Annotated in this window: 13 protein-coding genes; 6 read left to right on the forward strand and 7 right to left on the reverse strand. The window is 68.4% G+C overall.

Annotated features, from left to right (window positions below; genetic code table 11):
* Positions 1-96 precede the first annotated feature (96 nt).
* Both AC07OY_RS28675 and AC07OY_RS28680 read left to right on the forward strand, forming a co-directional pair.
* Positions 97-3,678 (forward strand): alpha-1,6-glucosidase domain-containing protein, encoded by a 3,582-nt coding sequence (locus AC07OY_RS28675; RefSeq protein ID WP_495046019.1) that lies wholly within the window; start codon positions 97-99, stop codon positions 3,676-3,678.
* A gap of 11 nt (positions 3,679-3,689) precedes the next feature.
* Positions 3,690-4,259: a PEP-CTERM sorting domain-containing protein gene (locus AC07OY_RS28680; RefSeq protein WP_495046020.1), complete on the forward strand. Its 570-nt coding sequence runs from the start codon at positions 3,690-3,692 to the stop codon at positions 4,257-4,259.
* Positions 4,260-4,326: 67 nt separating this feature from the next.
* Here AC07OY_RS28680 and AC07OY_RS28685 read toward each other — a convergent pair whose 3' ends face one another.
* The 3 genes from AC07OY_RS28685 to pulA all read right to left on the reverse strand — a co-directional run bounded on the left by AC07OY_RS28685 (position 4,327) and on the right by pulA (position 7,993).
* The gene (locus AC07OY_RS28685; protein ID WP_495046022.1) at positions 4,327-4,716 is read right to left on the reverse strand and encodes a TFIIB-type zinc ribbon-containing protein; all 390 of its coding nucleotides are present in this window, start codon (positions 4,714-4,716) and stop codon (positions 4,327-4,329) included.
* Between the two features lie 61 nt (positions 4,717-4,777).
* Entirely contained in the window at positions 4,778-5,218 is a 441-nt protein-coding gene (locus AC07OY_RS28690) for a DUF2846 domain-containing protein (RefSeq protein WP_495046023.1), read from the reverse strand.
* A 66-nt stretch (positions 5,219-5,284) separates the two neighbouring features.
* Positions 5,285-7,993, reverse strand: a complete 2,709-nt coding sequence (gene pulA / locus AC07OY_RS28695; protein ID WP_495046024.1) for a pullulanase-type alpha-1,6-glucosidase — start codon at positions 7,991-7,993, stop codon at positions 5,285-5,287.
* 116 nt (positions 7,994-8,109) lie between these two features.
* Between pulA and AC07OY_RS28700 the strand changes: the two genes are divergently transcribed.
* Genes AC07OY_RS28700 through AC07OY_RS28710 form a run of 3 tightly spaced genes read left to right on the forward strand, consistent with a single transcriptional unit; the run spans position 8,110 to position 13,228 of the window.
* On the forward strand, positions 8,110-9,792 hold the full coding sequence (locus AC07OY_RS28700) for an alpha-amylase family glycosyl hydrolase (protein ID WP_495046025.1): 1,683 nt from the start codon (positions 8,110-8,112) through the stop codon (positions 9,790-9,792).
* A 5-nt stretch (positions 9,793-9,797) separates the two neighbouring features.
* The gene (locus tag AC07OY_RS28705) at positions 9,798-11,393 is read left to right on the forward strand and encodes an alpha-amylase family glycosyl hydrolase (protein ID WP_495046026.1); all 1,596 of its coding nucleotides are present in this window, start codon (positions 9,798-9,800) and stop codon (positions 11,391-11,393) included.
* On the forward strand, positions 11,390-13,228 hold the full coding sequence (locus AC07OY_RS28710; RefSeq protein WP_495046027.1) for a glycoside hydrolase family 13 protein: 1,839 nt from the start codon (positions 11,390-11,392) through the stop codon (positions 13,226-13,228). Before AC07OY_RS28705 ends, AC07OY_RS28710 begins: the two co-directional genes overlap by 4 nt.
* Positions 13,229-13,289: 61 nt before the next feature.
* On the opposite strand, the gene malQ is transcribed toward AC07OY_RS28710, so the two are convergent.
* Genes malQ through AC07OY_RS28730 form a run of 4 tightly spaced genes read right to left on the reverse strand, consistent with a single transcriptional unit; the run spans position 13,290 to position 21,533 of the window.
* Positions 13,290-14,798 carry a 4-alpha-glucanotransferase gene (gene malQ, locus AC07OY_RS28715; RefSeq protein WP_495046028.1) on the reverse strand — a complete coding sequence of 503 codons (1,509 nt, stop codon included), beginning with the start codon at positions 14,796-14,798 and terminating at the stop codon, positions 13,290-13,292.
* The gene (glgX, locus tag AC07OY_RS28720; protein ID WP_495046029.1) at positions 14,795-16,873 is read right to left on the reverse strand and encodes a glycogen debranching protein GlgX; all 2,079 of its coding nucleotides are present in this window, start codon (positions 16,871-16,873) and stop codon (positions 14,795-14,797) included. Before glgX ends, malQ begins: the two co-directional genes overlap by 4 nt.
* 11 nt (positions 16,874-16,884) lie before the next feature.
* A complete protein-coding gene (glgB, locus tag AC07OY_RS28725; protein ID WP_495046030.1) occupies positions 16,885-19,071 on the reverse strand; it encodes a 1,4-alpha-glucan branching protein GlgB in 2,187 nt (728 codons plus the stop codon).
* Between the two features lie 2 nt (positions 19,072-19,073).
* The gene (locus tag AC07OY_RS28730) at positions 19,074-21,533 is read right to left on the reverse strand and encodes a glycogen/starch/alpha-glucan phosphorylase (RefSeq protein WP_495046031.1); all 2,460 of its coding nucleotides are present in this window, start codon (positions 21,531-21,533) and stop codon (positions 19,074-19,076) included.
* Positions 21,534-21,893: 360 nt separating this feature from the next.
* On the opposite strand from AC07OY_RS28730, the gene AC07OY_RS28735 reads away from it, so the two are divergent.
* Complete coding sequence (locus AC07OY_RS28735) at positions 21,894-23,015, forward strand: ABC transporter ATP-binding protein (protein ID WP_495046032.1); 1,122 nt, start codon at positions 21,894-21,896, stop codon at positions 23,013-23,015.
* The last annotated feature ends 64 nt before the right edge of the window (positions 23,016-23,079 follow it).

The raw sequence follows: 23,079 nt of genomic DNA on the forward strand, positions 1-23,079 counted from the left end.
TCCACAGGATTCGTGAACTTCTCCTCGGGATTCCACCAGCTATCGAATGTAGTTTTGCTTCAATAGCATCCGCGCACTTCAAAGGAGTGCACGAACATGAAGGCATGGGCAAGCTGGGCGCAGCAGGCGCGCCAGGCGATCGCGGGCTTGGCAATCGGCGCTCTGGCGCTGCTCGGCGGCTGCGGAGGCGGCGATGTCGCACCGCAGCAAAGCATGAGCAGCACCAGCAGCGCGGCGGCCGCAGACAGTGGCGTCGAACTGCTGGCCGGCGTGCCGGCTGCGCAGGCGCCACGCGCCCGCATCGCCGCCGTGGCCACGCCGGGCGCGCCGGCCACCTCGCTGCGCGTGCACTACCGCCGCTCCGGCGGCGACTATTCGGGCTGGCAGATCCACACCTGGAATGCCGCCCAGAGCCCCAACTGGAACGGCGGCTGGAACGCCGCCGGCAGCGACGACTTCGGCGTGTACTACGACGTGCCCCTGGCCGCCGGCAGCGGCAGCGTCGGCTTCCTCTTGCACCTCGGCGACAACAAGGACAACGGCGGCGCCGACCAGAGCCATGTGCTGCAGTCCGGCGCCAACGAGATCTGGCGCCTGCAGGGCGACAGCACCAACTACACCAGCAACCCGCTGCTGCTGCCGGTGCCCGACATCAAGACGCTGCGCGTGCACTACAAGCGCTTTGACGCCGGCTACAGCGCCTGGGGCCTGCACCTGTGGAACGGCAGCGGCCTGAACGCCCCCGCCCTGCCGGCCGGCGTGCAGATCGAGAACTGGGGCCAGCCCGTGCCCCTGAGCAGCATGGCCGGCTACGCGGTGGCCGACGGCGAAGTGGTGTTCGACATCCCGGTGCTGAACCCGCAAGGTGACGTGAACCGCAAGGGCCTGGAATTCATCATCCACGGCATGCCGCCCAACGAGAACGACAAGGACGGCCGCAATGACAACATCCGCGTCGAGTACGCCGCGCTGAACATCCAGAACCAGGTCGGCCAGATCTGGCTGGTGGAACGCGACGCCACCGTCTACACGGCGCCGCCCGACCTGCGCCAGGTCTCCAGCACCGACGCCCGCGCCGTGTGGCTGAACAAGGGCCTGGTCAAGTGGCCGCGCATCGCGACCAGCAGCCCCGTGCGCCTCTACCACTCCGCCACCGGCCAGATCAGCGTCGCCCTGGACGCCGCCGTGCAGGGCGCCGACGGCTACATCACGCTGGACGCCTTCACGGGCAGCGTGCCGGCCGCCGATGCGCTGCGCTTCAAGTACGTGGCCAGCGGCACCGTCTTCCAGGTGCGCGCCGCCGACATCGCCCGCCTGCCCTCGCTGCACCAGCAGCAGCTCGTGCTCGTGCAGGAGGATGCCAACGGCAAGGTGCAGAACGCCACCACCGCGCAGATCGCCGGCGCGCTGGACGACCTCTACGCCGCCGCCAACGACGTGCCCGACCTGGGCGCCCTCGCGAAGAACGGCAGCACCAACTTCAAGCTCTGGGCGCCGACCGCGCAGAACGTGTCCCTGGTGCTCACGCAAGCCCTGGGCAACTCCGGCCTGACCCGCACGACGACCGAGGCCATGGCGCGCGACGCCGCCACCGGCGTGTGGAGCCTCTCCAAGCAAGGCCATCTGCAAGGCGCCACCTACCGCTACCAGGTGCAGGTCTTCGTCAAGGGCACGGGCCTAGTGAAGAACCTCGTCACCGACCCCTATTCCCTGGGCCTGACCCTGGGCGGCCAGCAGAGCGTCGTCATGGACCTGCAGGCCCAGGCCACCAAGCCCAATGGCTGGGACCAGAGCGCCCCGCCCGCCAGCGTGGCCGCGCCGTCGGACCTCAGCATCTACGAGCTGCATGTCCGCGACTTCTCCATCAACGATTCGTCAGTGCCCGCCGCCAAGCGCGGCAAATACCTGGCCTTCGCGGAGACCCAGTCCAACGGCATGAAGCACCTCGCCGCGCTGGCCGCCGCCGGCCTGACGGACGTGCATCTGCTGCCCGTCTTCGACCTGGCCAGCATCAACGAGAAGAGCTGCACGACGCCCTCGCCCAGCGGCGCGCCGGACAGCGAAGCCCAGCAGGCCACGGTCGCCGCCACCGCCGGCACCGACTGCTTCAACTGGGGCTATGACCCCCACCACTTCACGACGCCCGACGGCGCCTATGCCAGCAATGCCAACGACCCGCTGGCCCGCGTCGTCGAGTTCCGCCGCATGGTGCAGGCCCTGAACGCGGCCGGCCTGCGCGTCGGCATGGACGTGGTCTACAACCACACGACTTCGTCCGGCCAGAACGCCACCTCGGTGCTCGACAAGGTCGTGCCCAACTACTACTTCCGCTACAACTCGGCAGGCGGCATCGAGCGCTCGACCTGCTGCGAGAACACCGCAGCCGAGAACCTGATGATGGCCAAGCTGATGGTGGACTCCGCCGTCACCTGGGTGCGCGACTACCGCATGAGCTCGCTGCGCTTCGACATCATGGGCCACCACCCGCGCTCGGTGCTGGAGACGCTGAAGGCCCGCGTCGAGGCCGCCGCCGGCCGCAAGGTGCAGATCGTCGGCGAAGGCTGGAACTTCGGCGAAGTGGCCAATGGCGCGCGCTTCGTGCAGGCCGAGATGCTGTCGCTGAACGGCTCCGGCATCGGCAGCTTCAACCCGCTGATCCGCGACGCGGTGCGCGGTGGCGGCTGCTGCGATTCCGGCGCGGCCATCGTCGCCAACCAGGGCTATGTGAACGGCTTCTTCTACGACCCCAACGGCAGCAACGGCAGCCAGAGCCGCAACGAGCTGATGTGGCAGGCCGACCGCATCAAGGCCTCGCTGGCGGGCTCCATCCGCAGCTTCCAGATGCAGACCCACTGGGACGCCACGCTGCGCCTGGACCAGATCGACGTCGGCGGCATCCCGGCCGGCTGGGTGCTGGAGCCGGGCGAGGTCGTCAACTATGTGGAGAACCACGACAACCTGACCCTGTTCGACAACAACGCCTTCCGCCTGCCCACCGGCACCAGCAAGGAGGACCGCGCCCGCGTGCAGATCCTGGCCAATGCCATCAATGCCTTCAGCCAGGGCGTGGCCTACTTCCACGCCGGCACCGACGTGCTGCGCAGCAAGAGCCTGGATCGCAACAGCTACGACAGCGGCGACTGGTTCAACCGCCTGGATTGGACCTACCAGGACAACAACTTCGGCGTCGGCCTGCCGCCCTCGCGCGACAACGCCGACAACTGGGCCCTGGCCCGTCCGCTGCTGGCCAATGCGCAGATCAAGCCGCACGCCAACGACATCGCCTGGACGCGCGATGCCTTCCGCGACCTGCTGCGCATCCGCAAGAGCACGACGCTGCTGCGCCTGCGCACGGCCGAGGACATCAAGGCGCGCCTCTCTTTCCTGAACACCGGCTCCAGCCAGGAGGCCACGGTGCTGGTTGGCCGCCTGGACGGCACGGGCTATGCCGGCGCCAACTTCGATGAACTCGTCTACCTGATCAACGTCGACAAGACCGCCAAGCAGCTGACCCTGCCGACGCTGGCCGGCCACGCGCTGGAACTGCATCCCGTGCACACCGCCGCCACCGCCGTCGACTGGCGCGCCAAGCAGGCCACGTTCGACCGCGCGACCGGCAGCTTCAGCGTGCCGGCCCGTACCGCTGTCGTCTTTGTCGTCCGCCCCGCCGCCCAATGAAAGCCCAAGCCATGAAAACGAAGTTCCACCACCTGGCCGCCGCCGCCACCCTCGCGGTCGCGGGCTTGTTTGCCGGCTCGGCCGCACACGCTGCAGCCGTTGCCGTCGACGTCAGCGGCGCGCAGAGCGTCAACCTGCAGGGCGAGGCCGGCAACACGGTCTGGCTCATCGACGTCGGCGCCAATGCCGTGCTGACCTCGCTGGACTGGGCGCTGGAGCTCAACGCCTTCTCGCCCAGCGTGCTGGCCGAGATGCAGGTCAGCTTTGGCGACTCCAGCGGCTTGAGCCTGCTCACCTTCACACCGGGCAGTGCCGACTTCTTCAGCGGCAACGGCAGCTACAGCGGCTCCATCGACCTGAGCAGCTTCGGCATCAGCGTCGGCGCCGACGGCCTGCTGCGGCTGGAATTCAGCGAGGCATTCAAGGACTTCGCCAGCGGCGTGTCCGAGGGTGAATGGGTCAGCGGGAACCTGACCTTCGGGGTCAGCGTGGGGGCGGTGCCGGAGCCGGCGAGCGTGACCTTGGCCTTGCTGGGACTGGGGCTGCTCAGCGTCTCGGCGCGTCGCGCGCGACACGGCTGATCCTGCACAGCACAGAGAAAAGGGCTTGGCGTTTGCCAAGCCCTTTTGACATTCAGGCCAAGCCGGCTCAGCCCGGCCACACCTTCAGCGCAAGGGTCAGCGCGAGAAACGCCGTCCCCAGCGACAGCCAGATCCCGCGCGGCGTGCGCGCGGCAAAGATCACGGCGGCCAGAAAGACGAAGAGGACGCCGAAGGCGAAAGTCGGGCCCAGTCCGAACATCACGGCCTTGAGGTAGCCGCGATAGAGATAGGAGGCGCCCAGCAGCGCGAATGCCGCAGCCGCGCACGCCTTCAACACCTTGAACGATGTCGGCAGTTCCTCTGCCGCCAGCTTGGCGACATCCACCGGCGTCCAGGCCGACCCCGCGCCAAAGTTTGCGCCGCAGGCCGGGCAGGACCTGGACGCGGCGCCCTCGCTGAGGGCTTTGCTGCAATTGGGGCAGACGTAGGTGATCATGGGTTTCTTGGATGGAACGCCGTCTGACCACTCGGCCTGCGCTGGCGCCAGATCTGAGGTGTCACTTTGCAGCGCTGAGTTCCTTCATGTCCGCCTCCGCACGGGCTTGCTCGCGCGGCGCGATGGAGGAGCCGATGAAGAAGGCATTCGCCAGCGGTCCCGTGACGAACTCGTATTGAAAGAAGGTCGCCCGTCCTGCCTCGGCCTGGATTTGCAGCTCCGACGACTTCCCAACGCCCCCGGGAGAAACCTTCAGCTTGTAGGTGCCCGGCGGCAGGCGAAGGTGAAGGTAGGACCCGTTGCTCAGGGCGCCGACCTTTTTTCCGTCGAGAGCAACGTCAAACGCTACGCCGAACGAATAGAGGGCGCTGCCCCGGTACACATAGACATCACTTTCACTGGCACTGAGCGGGGCCAGTCCGGCGAACTTCGGCCCGGGTGCGGCGCAGCCGGACAGAGCGGCCACCAGGCCGAGGAGAAGGACGCGACGAGCAGCTTGCATGCTTGGATTGTGCGGCGGAGATGTTGCGAGCCCGCAGTTGCACGCCCCTGGCGACAGGGTTCTGGCTCACTCCTTCACGAATACCACCGCACTGCGCGCCGGCACCTGGAACACACCTGACGCTGACTTGGCCTCAAGTGCCACGCGCTGATCCGCCGCCCTGGCGCCGCGCTGCACCGGGTGCAGACGCCACACCGCGCCCGCCTCCTCGGGCAGCTTCAAGGTCTGCGCCGTCGGCGCCACATTGACCAGCGTCATCACCGCCTTGAAGCCCGCGCCCTTCAAGCCGCGCCCATCGATGCGGGTCGCGATCAGCACGGGGTTCTGGCCCGCGCCGCTGCCGGGAAAGCTGACGCGCTTCTGGATCTCCGCCGCGTTCGGCAGCCGCAGCAGCGTCGTGCTGGCACGGACCTTCAGCAGGTCGCGGAAGACATCGCGGGCCCAGGCGATCTCGGCCGGACCCGGCGCGATGGAGGCATCCGCCAGCCGCTCCTTCGCCAGCTCCCAGTCGCGGCCGTCCTTGCCGTAGTTGTCCTGCCTGGGCGGCAGGCCGGTGCCGAAATGGTTGCTCTGGTAGGTCCAGTCCAGCCGGTTGAACCAGTCGCCGCTGTCATAGCTGTTGCGGTCCATGCTCTTGCTGCGCAGGATGTCCTGGCCGGCATGGAAATAGGCCACGCCCTGGCTGAAGGCGACGAGGGCCGCACCGAGCATCTGCACGCGGGCGCGGTCCTCGCGCGAGGTGGCCAGCGGCAGCTTCAGCGCGTTGACGTCGAACAGGGTCTGGTTGTCGTGGTTCTCCACGTAGTTGACGACCTCGCCGGGCTCGGAGGCAAAGCCCGCCGGCTGGTCGCCATAGGGAATGGCGTCCAGGCGCTTCTTCTCGCCCCGCCACGTCGTCAGCTCATAGCCGCGCAGGGAGCCGGCCAGGCCGACGCGGATCATGTCTGCAGCACTCAGCAACTGCTCGGGCCGGGCCGGGGTTGAGGTCGCGAGCGCATTCGGCGCATAGACCAGGCCGTTGAGCCAGCCCTGACGGCGCACGCTGTCGTCACCGCCCTCGCCGGCACCACCGCCGCGCGCCGCGTCGCGGGCGCGGTCGCTGAAGGAGCCGATGCCACTGCCGTTCAGGCTCAGCTGTGAGGCCTGCACGAAGCGCGCGCCATGGGCCACCTCGCCGAAATTCCAGCCCTCGCCCAGCAATTGCACGGGCCGGCCGGCCTCGGCGTCGACGCGCTTCTGCAGGCGCTCCATGGCCTCGCGCGGCTGGTGGCCCATCAGGTCGAAGCGCATGGAATCGATCCTGTACTCGCGCACCCACAGGGCCGCCGAGTCGATCATCAGCTTGGCCATCATGCGGTGCTCGGTGGCCGTGTTGTCGCAGCAGGTGGAGCGCTCGATCTCGCCCTTGGCGCTGAGGCGGTGGTAGTAGCCGGGCACCAGCCTGTCCAGCACCGACTTGGGGGCCTGGCCGGCCGCGGCCATGTGGTTGTAGACCATGTCCATGCCGACGCGCAGGCCGGCCTGGTGCAGGGCCATCACCATCTGGCGGAACTCCACCACACGCTGGAGCGGGTCGGTCGCGAAACCGCCCTCGGGGGCGTTGAAGTGCCAGGGGTCGTAGCCCCAGTTGAAACAGTCCTCAGCGGCCACGGCCATGACCGCAGCCTGCTGGGCCTCGCTGTCGGCTGCTGCGCTGGGCACGGCCGGTGTCTTGCAGCCGCGTTCGGGCACGCTGGCGAGGTCAAAGACGGGCAGCAGGTGCACGTCGGTCATGCCAGCCTTGGCCAGGGCCTTCAGATGCTTCATGCCGTTGGAGGCCGGCTCGGTGAAGCCCAGGTAGCTGCCGCGCCAGGCCGGGCGGACCGTGGCGTCGGTGATGGAGAAGTCGCGCACATGCAGCTCGTAGATGAGCTGGTCGGTGGCGGCCTTCACGCGCGCCGGTCGCGGCGCCGCATCCCAGCCCTTGGGCTTGAGGGCCGGCGAGGCGAGGTCGGCGACGACGCTGAGCCGCGAGTCGGCTGTCAGCGCGACCGAATAGGGATCGGTGACGACGTTGCGCACGCGGCCATGCGTGGGCGTGACGACGTCGACGAGGTAGCGGTAGGCCTGCCCGCTCAGGTTCCCGGCCAGGTCCGCGCGCCAGACGCCGGTCGCGGCATCGAAGCGCATCGCGTCGACTGCCGTCGCGGGCGATTCGGGGCCGGCATGGCGGCACAGCACGACGCGCTGGGCCGTCGGCGCCCAGACGGCGAAGCGGGTGCCAGCCTTGGCGGGGTGGCTGCCGAGGTCGTTGGCCTGCTCGGCGGCGGCATAGAGATCGTCCAGGGCGCCGGGAATCTGCAGGCCGGTGGCTGCAATGACCTTGCCATCCGCCGCCTCGTGGACGAGCAGGGCCTGGCTGCGCAGCAACTGGGCCACATCCACTCCCGCGACCGCGAAGCGTGGGCCGTCGCCGATGAAGCGGAATCTCGCCGGCAGCGGCGCCGTGCTGGACTGCAGTTCGACCGCACCATCGGCGCCCGTCACCGCCTCGCCGACGCTGGCGCGCAGCGTTGCCGCGCGGGCGTGATGCAGGCGCACGCGCTCGCCGGGCTGCAGCTTCAGCCCCGGCCATTGCAGGCCGCGCGCATCCAGCCAATAGGCCTCGGACGCAACCCGCGCCGCAGCTGCAGGCACCGGCACCTCGGCATTGCAGTCATCGAGATCGGCCGCGCGCGCGGCGCCGGCCATCAGGCTCAGGCCCACCAGCATGGACAGCGTGGAAGGGGTCGGCATCAAGGTCTCCTTCATGTTTTCAGGATGGTAGCAAAACTACATTCATTGAAATCCCTCTAGCGCTCCACTGTGGCAGCTCGCTATGCTCGGCCTCAACATTGAAGTAGTTTGATTACATGAATCGACTATCCAGCAGAACTTCATTGGCCGCGCTTGCGCTGTCGGCCCTTGTGGCCTGTGGGGGTGGCGGGGGATCGGGCAGCCCGGCGCCCTCGCCTGCTCCCGCGCCGGCCCCGGCCCCGGCCCCTGCGCCCGCACCGGCGCCGCTGCCTGCGCCCGACGTCAGCAACGTCGCCGTCGCTGATCCCGGCAGCCCCCTGCCCGAAGCCTGGCAGCGCGGCGCCTTCATGCAGATCTTCGTGCGCAGCTACCAGGACAGCGACGGCGACGGCATCGGCGACCTGCGCGGATTGATCAGCCGGCTGGACTATCTGAAGGACCTCGGCGTCAGCGGCCTGTGGCTGATGCCCGTCACCAAGAGCCAGGACGGCGATCACGGCTACGCGGTGGCCGACTACCGCGACATCGAACCCGCCTACGGCAAGCTGGCCGACATGGACGAGCTGATCCAGCAGGCCCATGCCCGCGGCATCGGCGTCATCATCGACCACGTCATCAACCACAGCGCCGGCCAGCACCCGCTGTTCGTCAACGCCAAGGACTCGGCCACCAACCCCTGGCGCGACTGGTATGTCTGGCAAAACCCGGCCCCCACCGGCTGGAGCATCTACGGCGCCAATCCCTGGCGCACCACGGCCAACGGTGCCTCCAATGGGGCATATTTCGCGCCCTTCTGGGAGCAGATGCCCGACTTCAACCTGCTGAAGACCGAGGTTGTCGACTTCCACAAGAACGCGCTGCGCTTCTGGCTGAACCGCGGCGTCGACGGCTTCCGGTTCGACGCCGTCGGCAACCTCGTCGAGAACGGCCCCGGCGCCTGGGAGAACCAGCCGCGCAACTACACGCTGATGAACGAGATGCGCGTGCTGCTGAACGGCTATGCGCGGCGCTACATGGTCTGCGAGGCCCCGGCCGACCCGCAGGGCTTCGCTGCGCCGGCGGCCTGTGGCAGCGCCTTCGCCTTCGACCTGCAGAACGCGCTGATGGGCTCGGCGCGCGGCCAGGCCGCCTCGGTCGCCAGTCTGGCCAGCTACTTCAAGACGGCGACGCCGGGCATGGCGCCCATGCTGTCCAACCATGACAGCTTCGCCGGCCTGCGCCCGGCCGACCAGCTCGGCGCCAACCTCGCCCAGCTCAAGCTCGCCGCCAGCGCCTATCTGCTGCTGCCGGGCACGCCTTTCATCTACTACGGCGAGGAGATCGGCCTGCGCGGCGCCACTTCGCTGAGCGGCGACGCGGCCATCCGCACGCCCATGGCCTGGGGCAGCGGCGCCAGCGCGGGCTTCACGACCGGCACGCCCTACCGGGCGCTGGCCGCCAATGCCGCCACCCATCATGTGGCGGCCCAGCTGGCCGATCCGGACTCCCTGCTGCTGCACTACCGCGCCCTGCTGGCCTTGCGCAAGGGCCTGCCCGCTCTGCGCGACGGCGACTATGCGAACGCCAGCGCCAGCGGCGCGCTGCTGGCCTTTCAACGCCGCACCGCGACGCAGGCGGCCGTCGTGCTCATCAATTTCGGCAACACCGCCGTGGAGGCCGGCTTGACGAGCCTGCCCGTCAACGCGACGCTGCAAGCCGCCCATCCCGCCGGCGCCCCCAACGCATCCAGCGACGCCAGCGGCCAAGCCCGCATCACCGTGCCCGCGCAGTCACTGCGCGTCTACACCACCACCCGCTGAACGCCATGCCCAAGCGATTGCTGCTCTCCCTTGCCCTGGCCACCGCCGCCGTGGCGCAAGCCCAGATCGACACCCGCCCGGTGCCCGCCGAGCCACGCGCCAGCACCCTGCCCGCGAACTGGCAGCACGGCGTCTTCATGGAAGTCTTCGTGCGCGGCTACCAGGACAGCAATGGCGACGGCATCGGCGACCTGCGCGGCCTCACACGCAGGCTGGACTACCTGAAGAAGCTCGGCATCAGCGGCCTGTGGCTGATGCCCATCACGGCCAGCTCGGATCACGACCACGGCTATGCCACGACCGACTACCGCAGCATCGAGCCGCAGTACGGCACCCTGGCCGATTTCGACGAGCTGATCCGCGAGGCCCACAAGCGCGGCATAGCCATCGTCATGGACTACGTCATCAACCACGCGTCCTGGCAGTTCCCGCCCTTCCAGCAGGCGGTGGCCGACCGCAACAGCCCCTGGCGCAGCTGGTTCGTCTGGAACCCCAACCCCGGCCCCGGCTGGGACATCTGGGGCAAGGTGCCCTGGTACGACGCCGCCACCCAGCCCTGGACCTGGACGGGCGAGCTGAAAGACCTGCCGCCCTTCAAGCCCGGCTCGCCCGACATCTTCTTCGGCACCTTCGGGCCCCACATGCCCGACTTCAACATGCGCAACCCCGAGGTCGTGAAGTACCACGAGGACTCGCTGCGCTTCTGGCTCAACCGCGGCCTGGACGGCTACCGGCTGGATGCCGTGCCCCATTTCATCGAGAACAACGCCAAGGACTGGAACGACCAGCCCGAAAGCCGCCAGCTGACCAAGCGCTTCCAGGACCTCATCAAGAGCTATCCAAGCCGCTATGTCGTCTGCGAAGCCACGGCCGAGCCCATAGCCTACGGCAAGCCCGAGCTGTGCGGCGGCGCCTTCGCGTTCAACCAGAACTACGAGATCGTCAAGGCGGCCAAGGGCGAGGCCGCCGCGGTGCGGAAGATGGCCGACTACTACCGGACCATGGCGCCTGAGATGGCGACCTTCCTGCACAACCACGACATCTTCACCGGCCGACGCCTGTGGGACCAGCTGCATGGCGACGAGGCCCGCTACCGGCTCGCGGCCGCCAGCTACCTGCTGCTGCCGGGCACGCCCTTCGTCTACTACGGCGAGGAGATCGGCCAGGCCGGCATCGACACCCAGGACGCCAACGACGACGCCCCCTTGCGCTCGCCGATGAGCTGGACCGCGGCCGGCGGCTTCAGCAGCAGCGACAAGCCCTTCCGCCCGCTGGCCCTGAATCGCAGCCGCAACAACGCCGAGACCCAGGCGCGCGAGGCTGGCTCGCTGTTCAACTTCTATCGCGAGCTGATCGCGCTGCGCCGCGCATCGCCCGCGCTGACCCTGGGCCGCTACGAGGCCGACCGCGTCGATGGCCTGGTGTGGCGCTTCGAACGCGTGCACGGCAAGGAGCGCGTGCTGGTCGCCATCAACTACGGCGACACGCCGGCCAGGCTCGAGCTGCCCAAGGGCGCCCGCCCCCTGCATCCCAAGGCCGCCGCCGCCAGCGCGACGCTGCCGCCCCTGTCCCTGCGCCTCTACCGACTGGACGCGCGATGAACAAGATCCTGATCACCCTGATGACCGCAACAACAGCCCTGTTGATGAGCCTGAACACGATGGCCGCCGGCCTGCAGCATGTCGAACCGCCGAACTGGTGGACCGGCATGCGCGACACCTCCCTGCAATTGATGCTGCATGGCGCCGGCATCGCCGACGCCCAGCCGGTGCTGGCGCCCTACCCTGGCGTGACGCTGAAGGGCAGCCACCGCGCGACCAGCGCCAACTACCTCTTCGTCGACCTCGACATCGGCCCGCAAGCCCAGCCTGGCGAGCTGACCCTGACGGTGGGCGGCCACACGCTGCGCTATGCCCTGCTGGCCCGCGCGCCCGGCTCCGCCCAGCGCCGGGGCTTCGGGCCCCAGGACGCCATCTACCTCGTCGTGCCCGACCGTTTCGCCAAGGCAGGCAGCGGCCAGCAGGCCGACATGAAGGAGGGCAGCAACCGCGCCGACCACGGCGGCCGCCACGGCGGCGACCTGGCCGGCATGCGCAAGCACCTCGGCTATATCGCCGGCCTGGGCTTCACCCAGGTCTGGCCGACGCCCCTGGTCGAGAACAACAGCGAGAAATACAGCTACCACGGCTATGCGGCGACCGACTTCTATCGCATCGACCCGCGCTTCGGCACCAACGACGACTTCGGCGCCTTCGTGACCGAGGCCCGCGCCCAGGGCGTCGGCGTCATCCAGGACGTCGTGCTCAACCACATCGGCAGCGGCCACTGGTGGATGAAGGACCTGCCGGCGCCCGACTGGGTCAACGCCTGGCCCCAGTACACCGAGACCCATCACGCGCGCATGACGCTGCAGGATCCCTATGCCTCGGCCAGCGACCGCAAGCGCTTCACCGACGGCTGGTTCGTGCCCGGCATGCCCGATCTGAACCAGCGCCGGCCCGAGCTGGCCACCTATCTGACCCAGATGACGCTGTGGTGGGTCGAGCGCTTCGGCCTGTCGGGCATTCGCACCGACACCTATTCCTACTCGGACCGCGAGTTCCTGTCGCGCTGGTCGGCCCGCGTCATGCAGGAGTACCCGCGGCTGAACATCGTCGGCGAGGAATGGAGCCCACATCCGGCCGTCGTGGCCTATTGGCAGCGCGGCAAGAAGAACCATGACGGCTATGTCTCGTATGCGCCCAGCCTGATGGACTTCCCGCTGCAGTCCAACCTGCTGGCCGCGCTCACCGAGAACGACGGCGCCCACACCGGCCTGACCAAGCTCTACGAGGGCCTGGCCCATGACTTCGTCTACCCCGACCCGTCCAATCTCGTCCTCTTCGACGGCAATCACGACACGCCGCGCCTGTTCTCGCTGCTGAAGAACGACGCCGGCCTGAGCAGGATCGCGCTGGCCTACCTCGCCACGACGCGGCGCATCCCGCAGCTCTTCTACGGCAGCGAGATCCTGATGCAGAGCCCCGTCGAGCGCGACGACGGCCGCGTGCGCGCCGACATGCCCGGCGGGTGGGCAGGCGACAAGATCAACGCCTTCACCGGTGCAGGGCTGGGCGCCGAACAGCGCGAAATGCAGGACTGGACGCGCCGCCTCTTCAACTGGCGCAAGGGTGCAGCCGCCATCCATGACGGCGCGCTGATGCAGTACGCGCCGCTGGAGGGCTGCTATGTCTTCTTCCGCTACGGCGGCGGGCGCACCGTGATGGTGGTGCTCAACAAGGGGACCAAGCCGGTGGAACTGGCCCTGGGCCGCTTCGCCGAGCGCATCGCCGCCGGCGACTCCGCCCGCGACGTGATGGGCGGCCGGGAGTTCAAGCTGGGCAACACGCTGACCGTCCCAGCCCGCAGCCCGCTGATCCTCGAGATCTCGCGCTGACCTCGGCGCCAATGAAAAAGGGCTCCTCACGGAGCCCTCTGTTCATGCGGCGAAGCGGTGCTCAAGGCAGTCGCAGCAGCTCGAACGGCCCGCGGCCGGAAGCCGCGGTGATGAGGCCGAGCACGCGCGCGGGCTCGCTGCCCAGCATGCCCCAGTGGAAGCGCCAGCCCCAGTTGCCGCCCAGCACGCCGGGGACATTCATGCGGTGGTGGCTGTCCAGGCCGAGCACGTCCTGCAGCGGGTAGACGGCCATGTTGGACACCGAGTTGGCGCAGGCACGGATCATGGCCCAGTGCACATCGTGCTCGCCGCAGGCGAGATAGGAGCCGGCAAAGGCGCGCTCCCGAGGCTTGGCCTGGTTCCACCAGCCGCGCACGGTGTCGTTGTCGTGGGTGCCGGTGTAGGCCACCGAGGCGGGCGTCCACATATGCGGCAAAAACTCGTGGTCGCCCTCGGCTCCGAAGGCGAACTGCAGGATCTTCATGCCGGGGAAGCCACAGCCGTCGCGCAGCTCGTGCACGTCGTCGGTGATGAAGCCCAGGTCTTCGGCCACGATGGGCAACGGGCCCAGCGCCTTCTTGATGGCGTCGAACAGCGCCATGCCGGGGCCGGTCTTCCATTCGCCGCGCTTGGCGTCGGGGCTGTCGCCAGGGATCTCGTAATAGCCGGCAAAGCCGCGGAAATGGTCGATGCGGAAGACGTCGGCCTGGGTCAACGCCCGTTGAACGCGCGCCGTCCACCAGGCGTAGTCCTCGGCGGCCATCTTGTCCCAGCGGTACAGCGGGTTGCCCCAACGCTGGCCCAGCGGGCCGAGGTCATCGGGCGGCACGCCGGCGACGACGGTGGTCTGGAAGTCCTTGTCGAGGTAGTACAGATCGGGGCGCGACCAGCAGTCGGCGCTGTCGTGGGCGACGAAGATGGGCAGGTCGCCCATGATGTGGACGCCGCGCTCGTTGGCATAGGCCTTCAAAGCGCCGATCTGCACGTCGAACTGCCACTGCACGAACTGCCAGAAGGCGATCTCGTCGGCGTAGTCCTTGCGCGCCTGGGCCAGTGCCGAGGGCTCGCGCTTCTTCAGGCCTTCGCTCCATTCCCACCAGGGCTGGCCGTTCAGCGGCGAGCGGATGGCCATGAAGAGCACATAGTCGTCCAGCCAGCTCTGCGCCTCCAGGCACCACTTGGCGAAAGCGATGCGGTCGGCATCCGCCGCGTTGGCGAAGAAGCCTTTCGCCGCGGCGCGCAGCTGCTGCTCGCGCCAGGGCGTGACTTCGCCGTAGTTGATGAGGCCGCCGTTGAAGGCGGGAACGCTGGGCTTGGCCAGCCAGCCCTTGGCGATCAGCGGCTCCAGGGCCACCATCCACTGGCTGCCGGCAAAGGCCGACACGCCCTGGTAGGGCGAGTCGCCGGGGCCGATGGGCGTTGTCGGCAGCAATTGCCAGACGCTCTGGCCGGCCGACTGCAGCCAGTCGACAAAGCGGTAGGCGTCGGGGCCGAAGTCGCCCATGCCGTGGGGGCCGGGCAGCGAGGTGATGTGCAGCAGCACACCCGAGGAGCGTTGGTTCAGGTTCATTGATGCCTCAGGACGAGGAGGGAACGGGCCGGCACGTTCAGCGGCTGGCCGGGAAGTACGAGGGGCGCGGCGGATTCGCCGCTGCTGTCCAGCACCAGCTGCCAGGGCCCGTTGCAGAGCAGGAAGGGCAGCGGCGCCGGGTCGGGGTTGAAGACGATCATCAGCCGCGGCGCGCTGGCGCCGGCCTCGCGCAGCTGGGCGCCGAAGGCACGCTGGCCGGCGTCGTGCCAGTCATGCGGCGTCATCTCGTGGCCGCTGGGCGCATACCAGGCGATGCTGGCCTCGCCCGGGCCGGCGGCAAACCAGCGCGGATGGCGCAGCAGCGGCTCGCTCGCGCGCAGGGCCAGCAGTTGCGCGACCAGCTCGGTCGTGCGGCCTTCGGCCTGATCCCAGTTCAGCCAGGTGATGGCGTTGTCCTGGCAATAGGCGTTGTTGTTGCCACCCTGGCCATTGCCGATCTCGTCACCGGCGCACAGCATGGGCGTGCCCTGGGCCAGCAGCAGCGTGGCCAGCAGCGCGCGGCGCACGCGCTCGCGGGTGGCGTTGATGGCGGCGTCCTCGGTCGGGCCCTCGGCGCCGAAGTTGGCGGCCAGCTCGCCGTCGCGGCCATCGCGGTTCTCTTCGCCGTTGGCGTGGTTGTGCTTGGTGCTGAAGCTGGTCAGGTCGGCCAGCGTGAACCCGTCGTGCACGGCAACGAAGTTGACCGAGGCCGTCGGCAGGCGCTGGCCGTGATGGAAGACGTCGCTGGAGGCCATGAAGCGCCGCGCCAGCTCACCCCGCCCCACGCCCGGGCCGGCGCCCAGCCAGTAGCCGCGCACCGCGTCGCGGAACTTGTCATTCCATTCCAGGAAGCGGCCGGGGAAGCGGCCGACCTGGTAGCCGTCGTAGGCGGCGTCCCAGGGTTCGGCGATCAGGTGCACGCCGGCGAGCACCGGGTCCTGCCTCAGCGCCGTGAAGAAGGCGGCGTTGGGCTCGTAGCCATGGTTGGTGCGGCCCAGCACCGGCGCCAGGTCGAAGCGGAAGCCGTCGACGCCCATCTCGGCCACCCAGTAGCGCAGCGAGTCCAGCACGAACTGGGTCACGCGCGGATGGGCGCAGTTGACGGTGTTGCCGCAGCCGGTCAGGTTCTCGTTGCGGCTCTTGTCGTCGGCCACCAGCCGGTACCAGGTGGTGTTGTCCAGGCCACGGAAGCTCAGCGTCGGGCCGAACTCGTTGCCCTCGGGCGTGTGGTTGTAGACCACGTCGAGCACGACCTCCAGGCCGGCGGCGTGCAGCGCATCGACCATGCGGCGGAACTCGCTCGTCACCGCGGTGGGGTCGTGGCGATGGGCCGCATTCGCCCAGCGCGGGTCGGGGCAGAAGAAGCCCAGGGTGTTGTAGCCCCAGTAGTTGTGCAGGCCGCGCTCGGCGAGGTGAGGCTCGTCGATGCAGTAGTGCACCGGCAGCAGCGACAGCGTCGTGATTCCCAGCCGCTTGAAATGAGCGATGGCGGCCGGATGGGCCAGGCCGGCATAGGTACCGCGCAGGTCGTCCGGCACGCCCGGCAGCAGCTTGGAGAAGCCCTTGACGTGGACCTCGTAGAGCACGACCTCGGCAGGTGCGCGGCGCGGCTGGTGGGCGCGCGCATGAGCCACCGGCGGCGGCGCCACGCGGGCCTTCAGCGCCTGGGTCGCGTTGTCGCGATGGTCCAGAGACCTCGGACCATCCGGGTGGCCCAGCTCATAGCCATGGTGCTCGGCCCGCCAGCCGAAGTGGCCGACGATCTCGCGCGCATACGGGTCCAGCAGCAGCTTGTGCGGATTGAAGCGATGGCCCTGCTCGGGCGCATAGGGGCCATGGGCGCGCAGGCCATAGACGAGGCCGGGGCCAACGCCGGGCAGGAAGCCGTGGAAGACGCCGTCATGCGGGCCTACCAACTCGTAGCGGCGCAGCTCGCGCTGGCCTTCGCCGTCGAAAACGCAGAGCTCGATGCGCGTCGCGTTCTCGCTGGCGACGGCGAAGTTGACGCCGCCGTCGCGGGCGAGCGCTCCCAGCGGCTCGTGCCAGCCGGGTTGCAGATCAGGCAGATGAGCCATGGACTACAGACTCAGATCGGAACAAAGAAAAGCGTGGCCAGCGGCGGCAGATTGATCGTGATGGACAGGCGCTTGCCATGCGCAGGATGCGCCTGCACCGGCAGGCCGGCGGCGGCAACGCCGTTGCCCATATTGCTGCCGCCGTAATAGGCGGAATCGGTGTTCAGCGCTTCCTTCCAGGCCGTCACGCCGTCGGGCACGCCCAGCGAGTAGCCCTCGCGTGGCACCGGCGTCATGTTGACGACGACCAGCACCATGCGGCCCGTGCCGTCGCGGCGCACCCAGGCGTAGATGGAGTGCTCGGCGTCATGCGCGCTGATCCACTCGAAGCCGCCCTGGTCGCAATCGAGCCGGTGCAGGGCCGAGTGATCGCGGTACAGCTTGTTGAGGTCGCGCACCAGGCGCTGCACGCCGGCGTGGCGGTCGTCCTCCAGCAGGCCCCAGGGCAGGCTTTCCTCGTGATTCCACTCCTGGCGCTGGGCGAACTCCTGGCCCATGAAGAGCAGCTTCTTGCCCGGGTGGCCCCACATGAAGCCGTAGTAGGCGCGCAGATTGGCGAACTTCTGCCAGTCGTCGCCCGGCATCTTGGCCAGCATGCTGCCCTTGCCGTGCACGACCTCGTCGTGCGAGATGGGCAGCATGAAGTTCTCGCTGAACGCGTAGATCAGGCCGAAGGTCATCTTGTCGTGATGCCAGCGGCGGTTGATCGGGTCCTCGGCCATGTAGCGCAAGGTGTCGTTCATCCAGCCCATGTTCCACTTGTAGTGGAAGCCCAGGCCGCCGGCATAGGTGGGCGCCGAGACACCGGGGAAGCTGGTGCTTTCCTCAGCCACGCTGAGGGCCCCCTCGATCTCGCCGACATGCTCGTTCATCTCGCGCAGCATGGAGATGGCTTCGAGGTTCTCGCGGCCGCCGCGGATGTTGGGAATCCATTCACCGGCCGGCCGCGAGTAGTCGCGGTAGAGCATGCTGGCGACGGCGTCCACGCGCAGGCCGTCCACACCCCAGCGCTCGATCCAGTAGAGGGCGCTGCCGATCAGGAACTGGCGCACCTCGGTGCGGCCGAAGTTGTAGATCAGCGTGTTCCAGTCGCGGTGGAAGCCTTCCTTGGGATCGGCATATTCGTAGATGCGCGTGCCGTCGAACTCGGCCAGGCCGTGGGGGTCGGCCGGGAAGTGCGCCGGCACCCAGTCCAGCAGCAGGCCCAGGCCCTGGTCGTGGCAGGCCTTGACGAAGCGGGCGAAGCCCTCAGGCGGGCCGAAGCGGGCGCTTGGCGCGTACATGCCCAGCGTCTGGTAGCCCCAGGAGCCGTCGAAGGGATGCTCGCTGATGGGCATCAGCTGCAGATGCGTGAAGCCCATGTCGGCCGCATAGGCGGGCAGCTGGTCGGCGAGCTCGTCCCAGGTCGGGAACTCACCCGAGACGCCGCGGCGCCATGAAGACGCATGCACCTCGTAGACGCTGATGGCCGACTCGCGGCGGTTGGCGCGCTCGCGCTGGCGCGGCAGCGGTGTGGGCTCGGGCAGGGCCGCGACGATGCTGGCCGTCTCGGGCCGCAGCTGGGCACGGCGGGCATAGGGGTCGGCCTTCAGCGGCAGCAGCTGGCCGTTGCCGTTGACGATCTCGAACTTGTAGAGGTCGCCCTCGCCCGCATGCGGCACGAAGATCTCCCACACGCCGGCCTGGTGGCGCAGGCGCATCGGGTGGCGGCGGCCGTCCCAGTTGTTGAAGCTGCCGACGACGCTGACGCGCCTGGCATTCGGCGCCCAGGTGGCGAAGCGCACACCGCTGACGTCGCCATGCCGGACCAGGTGGGCGCCCAGGCTCAGCCAGGGGCGGAAGTTGCGGCCCTCGGCAAAGGCCTTCAGCTCCTCGTCGGCCAGTTGGGGGTAGAAGGCATAGGGGTCGGCGTACACCCCCTCAGCGCCCTCCCCGCCCCCCAGCCATTTGACGGCCAGGCGGTAGTCGAAGCGGTGCTTGCGGCGCGGCACCATGGCCTCGAAGAAGCCCGCGCGGCGCTGCTCCAGCTCGACGATGCGTTTCTGGCTGCCGGCATCCAGCAGGGCCACTTCCGCGGCACCCGGCAGCAGCACGCGCACCCAGAGCCGACCGTTGTCATCCGCGTGCAGGCCCAGCCGGCCGAAAGGATCGGCATGGCGGCCCGCCAGCAGGGAATCAACGTCGGCGTCGTTCAGCATCGTCAGCTATTCAAACTCTTCACGGACCAGACCCGGTCCACGTACTCGGCGATCGTGCGATCGGACGAGAACGGGCCCATGCCGGCGATATTGCGCAGGGCTCGCTCGGCCCAGGCAGCGCGGTCGGCAAACAGCGCATCGACCTTGGCCTGGGTGGCGACGTAATCGGCGAAATCGGCCATCAGCAGGTAGACGTCGCGTTGCAGCAGGCTGTCGACCAGCGCCCGATAGCGCTCGGTATCGCCGTTACTGAAGACGCCCGCCGCGATGGCATCGATGACGCGCTTGAGCTGGCGATTCTCTTCGACATACAGGCGCGGGTCGTAGCCCAGCTGCTTGATCTTGGCGACGGCATCGGCGCGCAGGCCGAACACGAACATGTTCTCCACGCCCATGGCCTCGGCCATCTCGATGTTGGCGCCGTCCCAGGTGCCGATCGTGACCGCGCCGTTCATGCCGAACTTCATGTTGCCGGTGCCCGAGGCCTCGGTGCCGGCCGTCGAGATCTGCTCGGACAGGTCGGCCGCCGGAATGATGCTTTCAGCCAGCGTGACGCTGTAGTTGGGCAGGAAGACGAGCTTGAGCTTGTCGCCCACGCGCGGGTCGCTGTTGATGACGCGGGCCACGTCATGCGCCAGGCGCACGATGCTCTTGGCCATCTGGTAGGCCGAAGCGGCCTTGCCGGCAATGATGACGGTGCGTGGCACCCAGTTGGCATCGGGGTTGTCGCGGATGGCCTGGTAGCGGGCGACGACGTGCAGCAGATTGAGCAGCTGGCGCTTGTATTCGTGGATGCGCTTGATCTGGATGTCGAACAGGCTGTCGACATTGACCGAGATGCCCAGCTCGCGGCGGATGACGGCGGCCAGGCGTTCCTTGTTGGCACGCTTGACCGTCAGGAACTCCTCGCCCAGCTCGCGGTCGGCGGCCAGGGGGGCGAGTTCGCTCAGCTCGGCCAGGTCCTTGCGCCAGCCCTCGCCGATGCGGCTGTCCAGCAGCCCGGACAGGGCCGGGTTGGCCTGCTGCAGCCAGCGCCGCGGTGTGACGCCGTTGGTGACGTTGTGGAAGCGGTCCGGCCAGATGCGGGCGTAGTCGGCAAAGATGGTCTGCACCATCAGTTCGGAATGCAGCGCGGCCACGCCGTTGACGCGATGCGAGGCCACCAGCGCGAGGGCGGCCATTCGCACGCGACGCTCGCCATGGCCGTGGCTGCCCTCGTCGATGAGGGACACGCGCGCGGCGAAGGCGTGGTCGCCGGGGAAGCGCGCCTGCACCTCTTCGAGGAAGCGGTGGTTGATCTCGTAAATGATCTCGAGATGACGCGGCAGCAGGTTCTCGAACATGCGCACCGGCCAGGTCTCCAACGCCTCGGGCATCAGCGTGTGGTTGGTGTAGGCCACCGCCTGGCGGGTGATCTTCCAGGCCTCGTCCCAGCCCAGGCCATGCTCGTCCAGCAGCAGGCGCATCAGCTCGGCGGGCGCCAGGGCCGGGTGCGTATCGTTGAGGTGGATGGCGTTGGTCTTGCCCAGGTTGTGCAGGGAGCCGAACTCGCGCAGATGGCGGGCGATCAGGTCCTGCAGCGAGGCGCTGACGAGGAAGGCCTCCTGCTTCAGGCGCAGCTCGCGGCCGGCCTCGGTGCTGTCGTCCGGATAGAGCACCCAGTTCAGCGCATCGGCCAGCACCTGGTGGCGGGCGGCGCGGGCGTAGTCGCCCTCGCAGAAGGGCTTGAAGGCGATGGGCGCGGCCGTGGCCTGCCATTGGCGCAGCGTGGAGACGCGGTCGCTGTGGTGGGCGGGCACGACGAAGTCGAAGGCCTGGGCCTCGATGCTGTCGGCCGGCATCCAGCGGCGCACGCCGGAGGCATCGGCCTCGACGCGGCCGCCGAAGCCGACATGGAAGCGCACATCATTGCGCGGCAGCTCCCATGCGGGCGAGTCGCGCGTCCAGTCGTCGGGCTGCTCCAGCTGGCGGCCCTGGCTGATGACCTGGGCGAAGGTGCCATAGCGGTAGCGCAGGCCGTAGCCGAAGGACGGCAGCTCCAACTCGGCAAAGCTGTCCAGGAAGCAGGCGGCCAGACGGCCCAGGCCACCATTGCCGAGGGCTGCATCGGGCTCGCGCTCCAGCACATCGCCCAAGGTGGTGCCGTGCTCGGCCAGCTTGGCTTCCAGCGGATCGACCAGCTTGAGGGCAGCAAGCGCATTGGACAGCGCACGGCCCATCAGGAATTCCATCGACAGATAGTGCACGCGGCGCACAGGCGCCTTGTCGCCGCGCTGGGCGTCGGCAGCCTGCGTCCTGGCCCAGCGGCGGGCCAGGGTCTCGCGGCAGGCGATGGCCGCGGCATGCAGGGCCGCCTGGGGCGTGGCGCCATGGCTGGATTGGGACAGCTCGCGCTCGTAGGCGGTCTCGAAGGCGGCGCGCAGGGCCTTGTCTTCGGCAGTGAGGGCAGACGGCTTCTTCATCGCGGTGGAGGCCTTTGCGGCAGGCTTGCGTTGAACGGGCAGACGGGTTGGGGTGTTCATCAGTGCCAGCCCCCGGCAACGAGGGCAAGAATGCTACCGGACAGGCAGCGATGGCTGAAGTATCGACCACTCACGAGTCGTTGTGTAGTTTGACTACATCGGGAAAACCCGAGACGTTTTGCAAACCGTTGATCCATAAGGGTTTCGTGAAGATTCAGGCGGGTAGTCGCTGTTGTTGTCGGCGCTCCACAAATGTATATTGTCTACAAAGACGGCCAAACAAGAGAAATTTAGCCGTCTCCCGACGAGACAAGCCGGCGTAGTTCAGCAACAGGACGCCCGGCGACTGAAAGGTTAGAAGTGGCAGACGTTCGACTGACCGGCGTGGAGAAGGCCTATGGCGACATCCGCATCCTTCATGGCATCGACCTGGAGATCCGCGACGGCGAGTTCATGGTCTTCGTCGGCCCCTCGGGCTGCGGCAAGTCCACGCTGCTGCGCTCCATCGCCGGCCTGGAAGAGATCACCGGCGGCGAGCTGACCATCGGCGGCCGTGTCGTCAACGACGTGCCGCCCAGCGAGCGCGGCATCGCCATGGTCTTCCAGTCGTATGCGCTCTACCCGCATATGAATCTGTACGACAACATGGCCTTCGGCCTGAAGCTGGCCAAGGTGCCCAAGGCCGAGATCGAGACGGCCGTGCGCAGCGCCGCCAAGATCCTGCATATAGAACACCTGCTGGACCGCAAGCCCAAGGACCTGTCCGGCGGCCAGCGCCAGCGTGTCGCCATCGGCCGCGCCATCGTGCGCAAGCCCGATGTCTTCCTGTTCGACGAGCCACTGTCCAACCTCGATGCCGCGCTGCGCGTGCGCATGCGCTACGAGTTCGCCAAGCTGCACGAGGATCTCAAGACCACGATGATCTACGTGACCCACGACCAGGTGGAGGCCATGACGCTGGCCGACCGCATCGTCGTGCTGTCGGCCGGCAAGGTCGAACAGGTCGGCTCGCCGCTGGAGCTCTACGAGCACCCGCGCAACCTCTTTGTGGCGGGCTTCATCGGCAGCCCCAAGATGAACTTCATCGCGGGCGAACTGGTCGCCGTCGAGGCGGGCCATGTGGATGTGAAGCTGGACGGCAGCGGCGTGGTGCTTCAGGCCAAGGTCGACGGCAGCGCCGCCAAGGTGGGCGACAAGGTCACCCTGGGCGTGCGACCCGAGCACATCCGCCAGGGCGGCGCCGGCAATCTACTGCAGAGCACGGTGGCCTTTGTCGAGTCGCTGGGCGGCATCACCTTCGCCTACTGCCCCTACCCCGGCCTGGAAGAGCCGCTGACCTGCCAGTTCGAAGGCCGCAACGGCTGCGACCGCCTGCGCAGCGGCCAGGCCCTGGACCTGCACCTGCCGGCCGAGGCCCTGTATGTGTTCAACGCCGATGGCTTGGCTCTGCGCCGCCTGGCCGCGCCGGAGCTGCACGCATGAGCCGCGAGCCCCTCGCCCAGTCTCGCCGCGCTGAACGCGGGCGTGCCCGGTCGGTCCCCCGAGG

Source organism: Roseateles sp. GW821-FHT09H10 (assembly GCF_059415865.1).

What these genes read in the sequence shown, in the direction of transcription:
- AC07OY_RS28705 (WP_495046026.1), top strand. Translation starts at nt 9,798, where the DNA reads ATGCCCAAGCGATTGCTGCTCTCCCTTGCCCTGGCCACCGCCGCCGTG.
- AC07OY_RS28710 (WP_495046027.1), top strand. Translation starts at nt 11,390, where the DNA reads ATGAACAAGATCCTGATCACCCTGATGACCGCAACAACAGCCCTGTTG.
- pulA (WP_495046024.1), bottom strand. Translation starts at nt 7,993, where the DNA reads ATGCCGACCCCTTCCACGCTGTCCATGCTGGTGGGCCTGAGCCTGATG.
- AC07OY_RS28730 (WP_495046031.1), bottom strand. Translation starts at nt 21,533, where the DNA reads ATGAAGAAGCCGTCTGCCCTCACTGCCGAAGACAAGGCCCTGCGCGCC.
- AC07OY_RS28675 (WP_495046019.1), top strand. Translation starts at nt 97, where the DNA reads ATGAAGGCATGGGCAAGCTGGGCGCAGCAGGCGCGCCAGGCGATCGCG.
- AC07OY_RS28700 (WP_495046025.1), top strand. Translation starts at nt 8,110, where the DNA reads ATGAATCGACTATCCAGCAGAACTTCATTGGCCGCGCTTGCGCTGTCG.
- malQ (WP_495046028.1), bottom strand. Translation starts at nt 14,798, where the DNA reads ATGAACCTGAACCAACGCTCCTCGGGTGTGCTGCTGCACATCACCTCG.
- glgB (WP_495046030.1), bottom strand. Translation starts at nt 19,071, where the DNA reads ATGCTGAACGACGCCGACGTTGATTCCCTGCTGGCGGGCCGCCATGCC.
- AC07OY_RS28685 (WP_495046022.1), bottom strand. Translation starts at nt 4,716, where the DNA reads ATGATCACCTACGTCTGCCCCAATTGCAGCAAAGCCCTCAGCGAGGGC.
- AC07OY_RS28680 (WP_495046020.1), top strand. Translation starts at nt 3,690, where the DNA reads ATGAAAACGAAGTTCCACCACCTGGCCGCCGCCGCCACCCTCGCGGTC.
- AC07OY_RS28690 (WP_495046023.1), bottom strand. Translation starts at nt 5,218, where the DNA reads ATGCAAGCTGCTCGTCGCGTCCTTCTCCTCGGCCTGGTGGCCGCTCTG.
- glgX (WP_495046029.1), bottom strand. Translation starts at nt 16,873, where the DNA reads ATGGCTCATCTGCCTGATCTGCAACCCGGCTGGCACGAGCCGCTGGGA.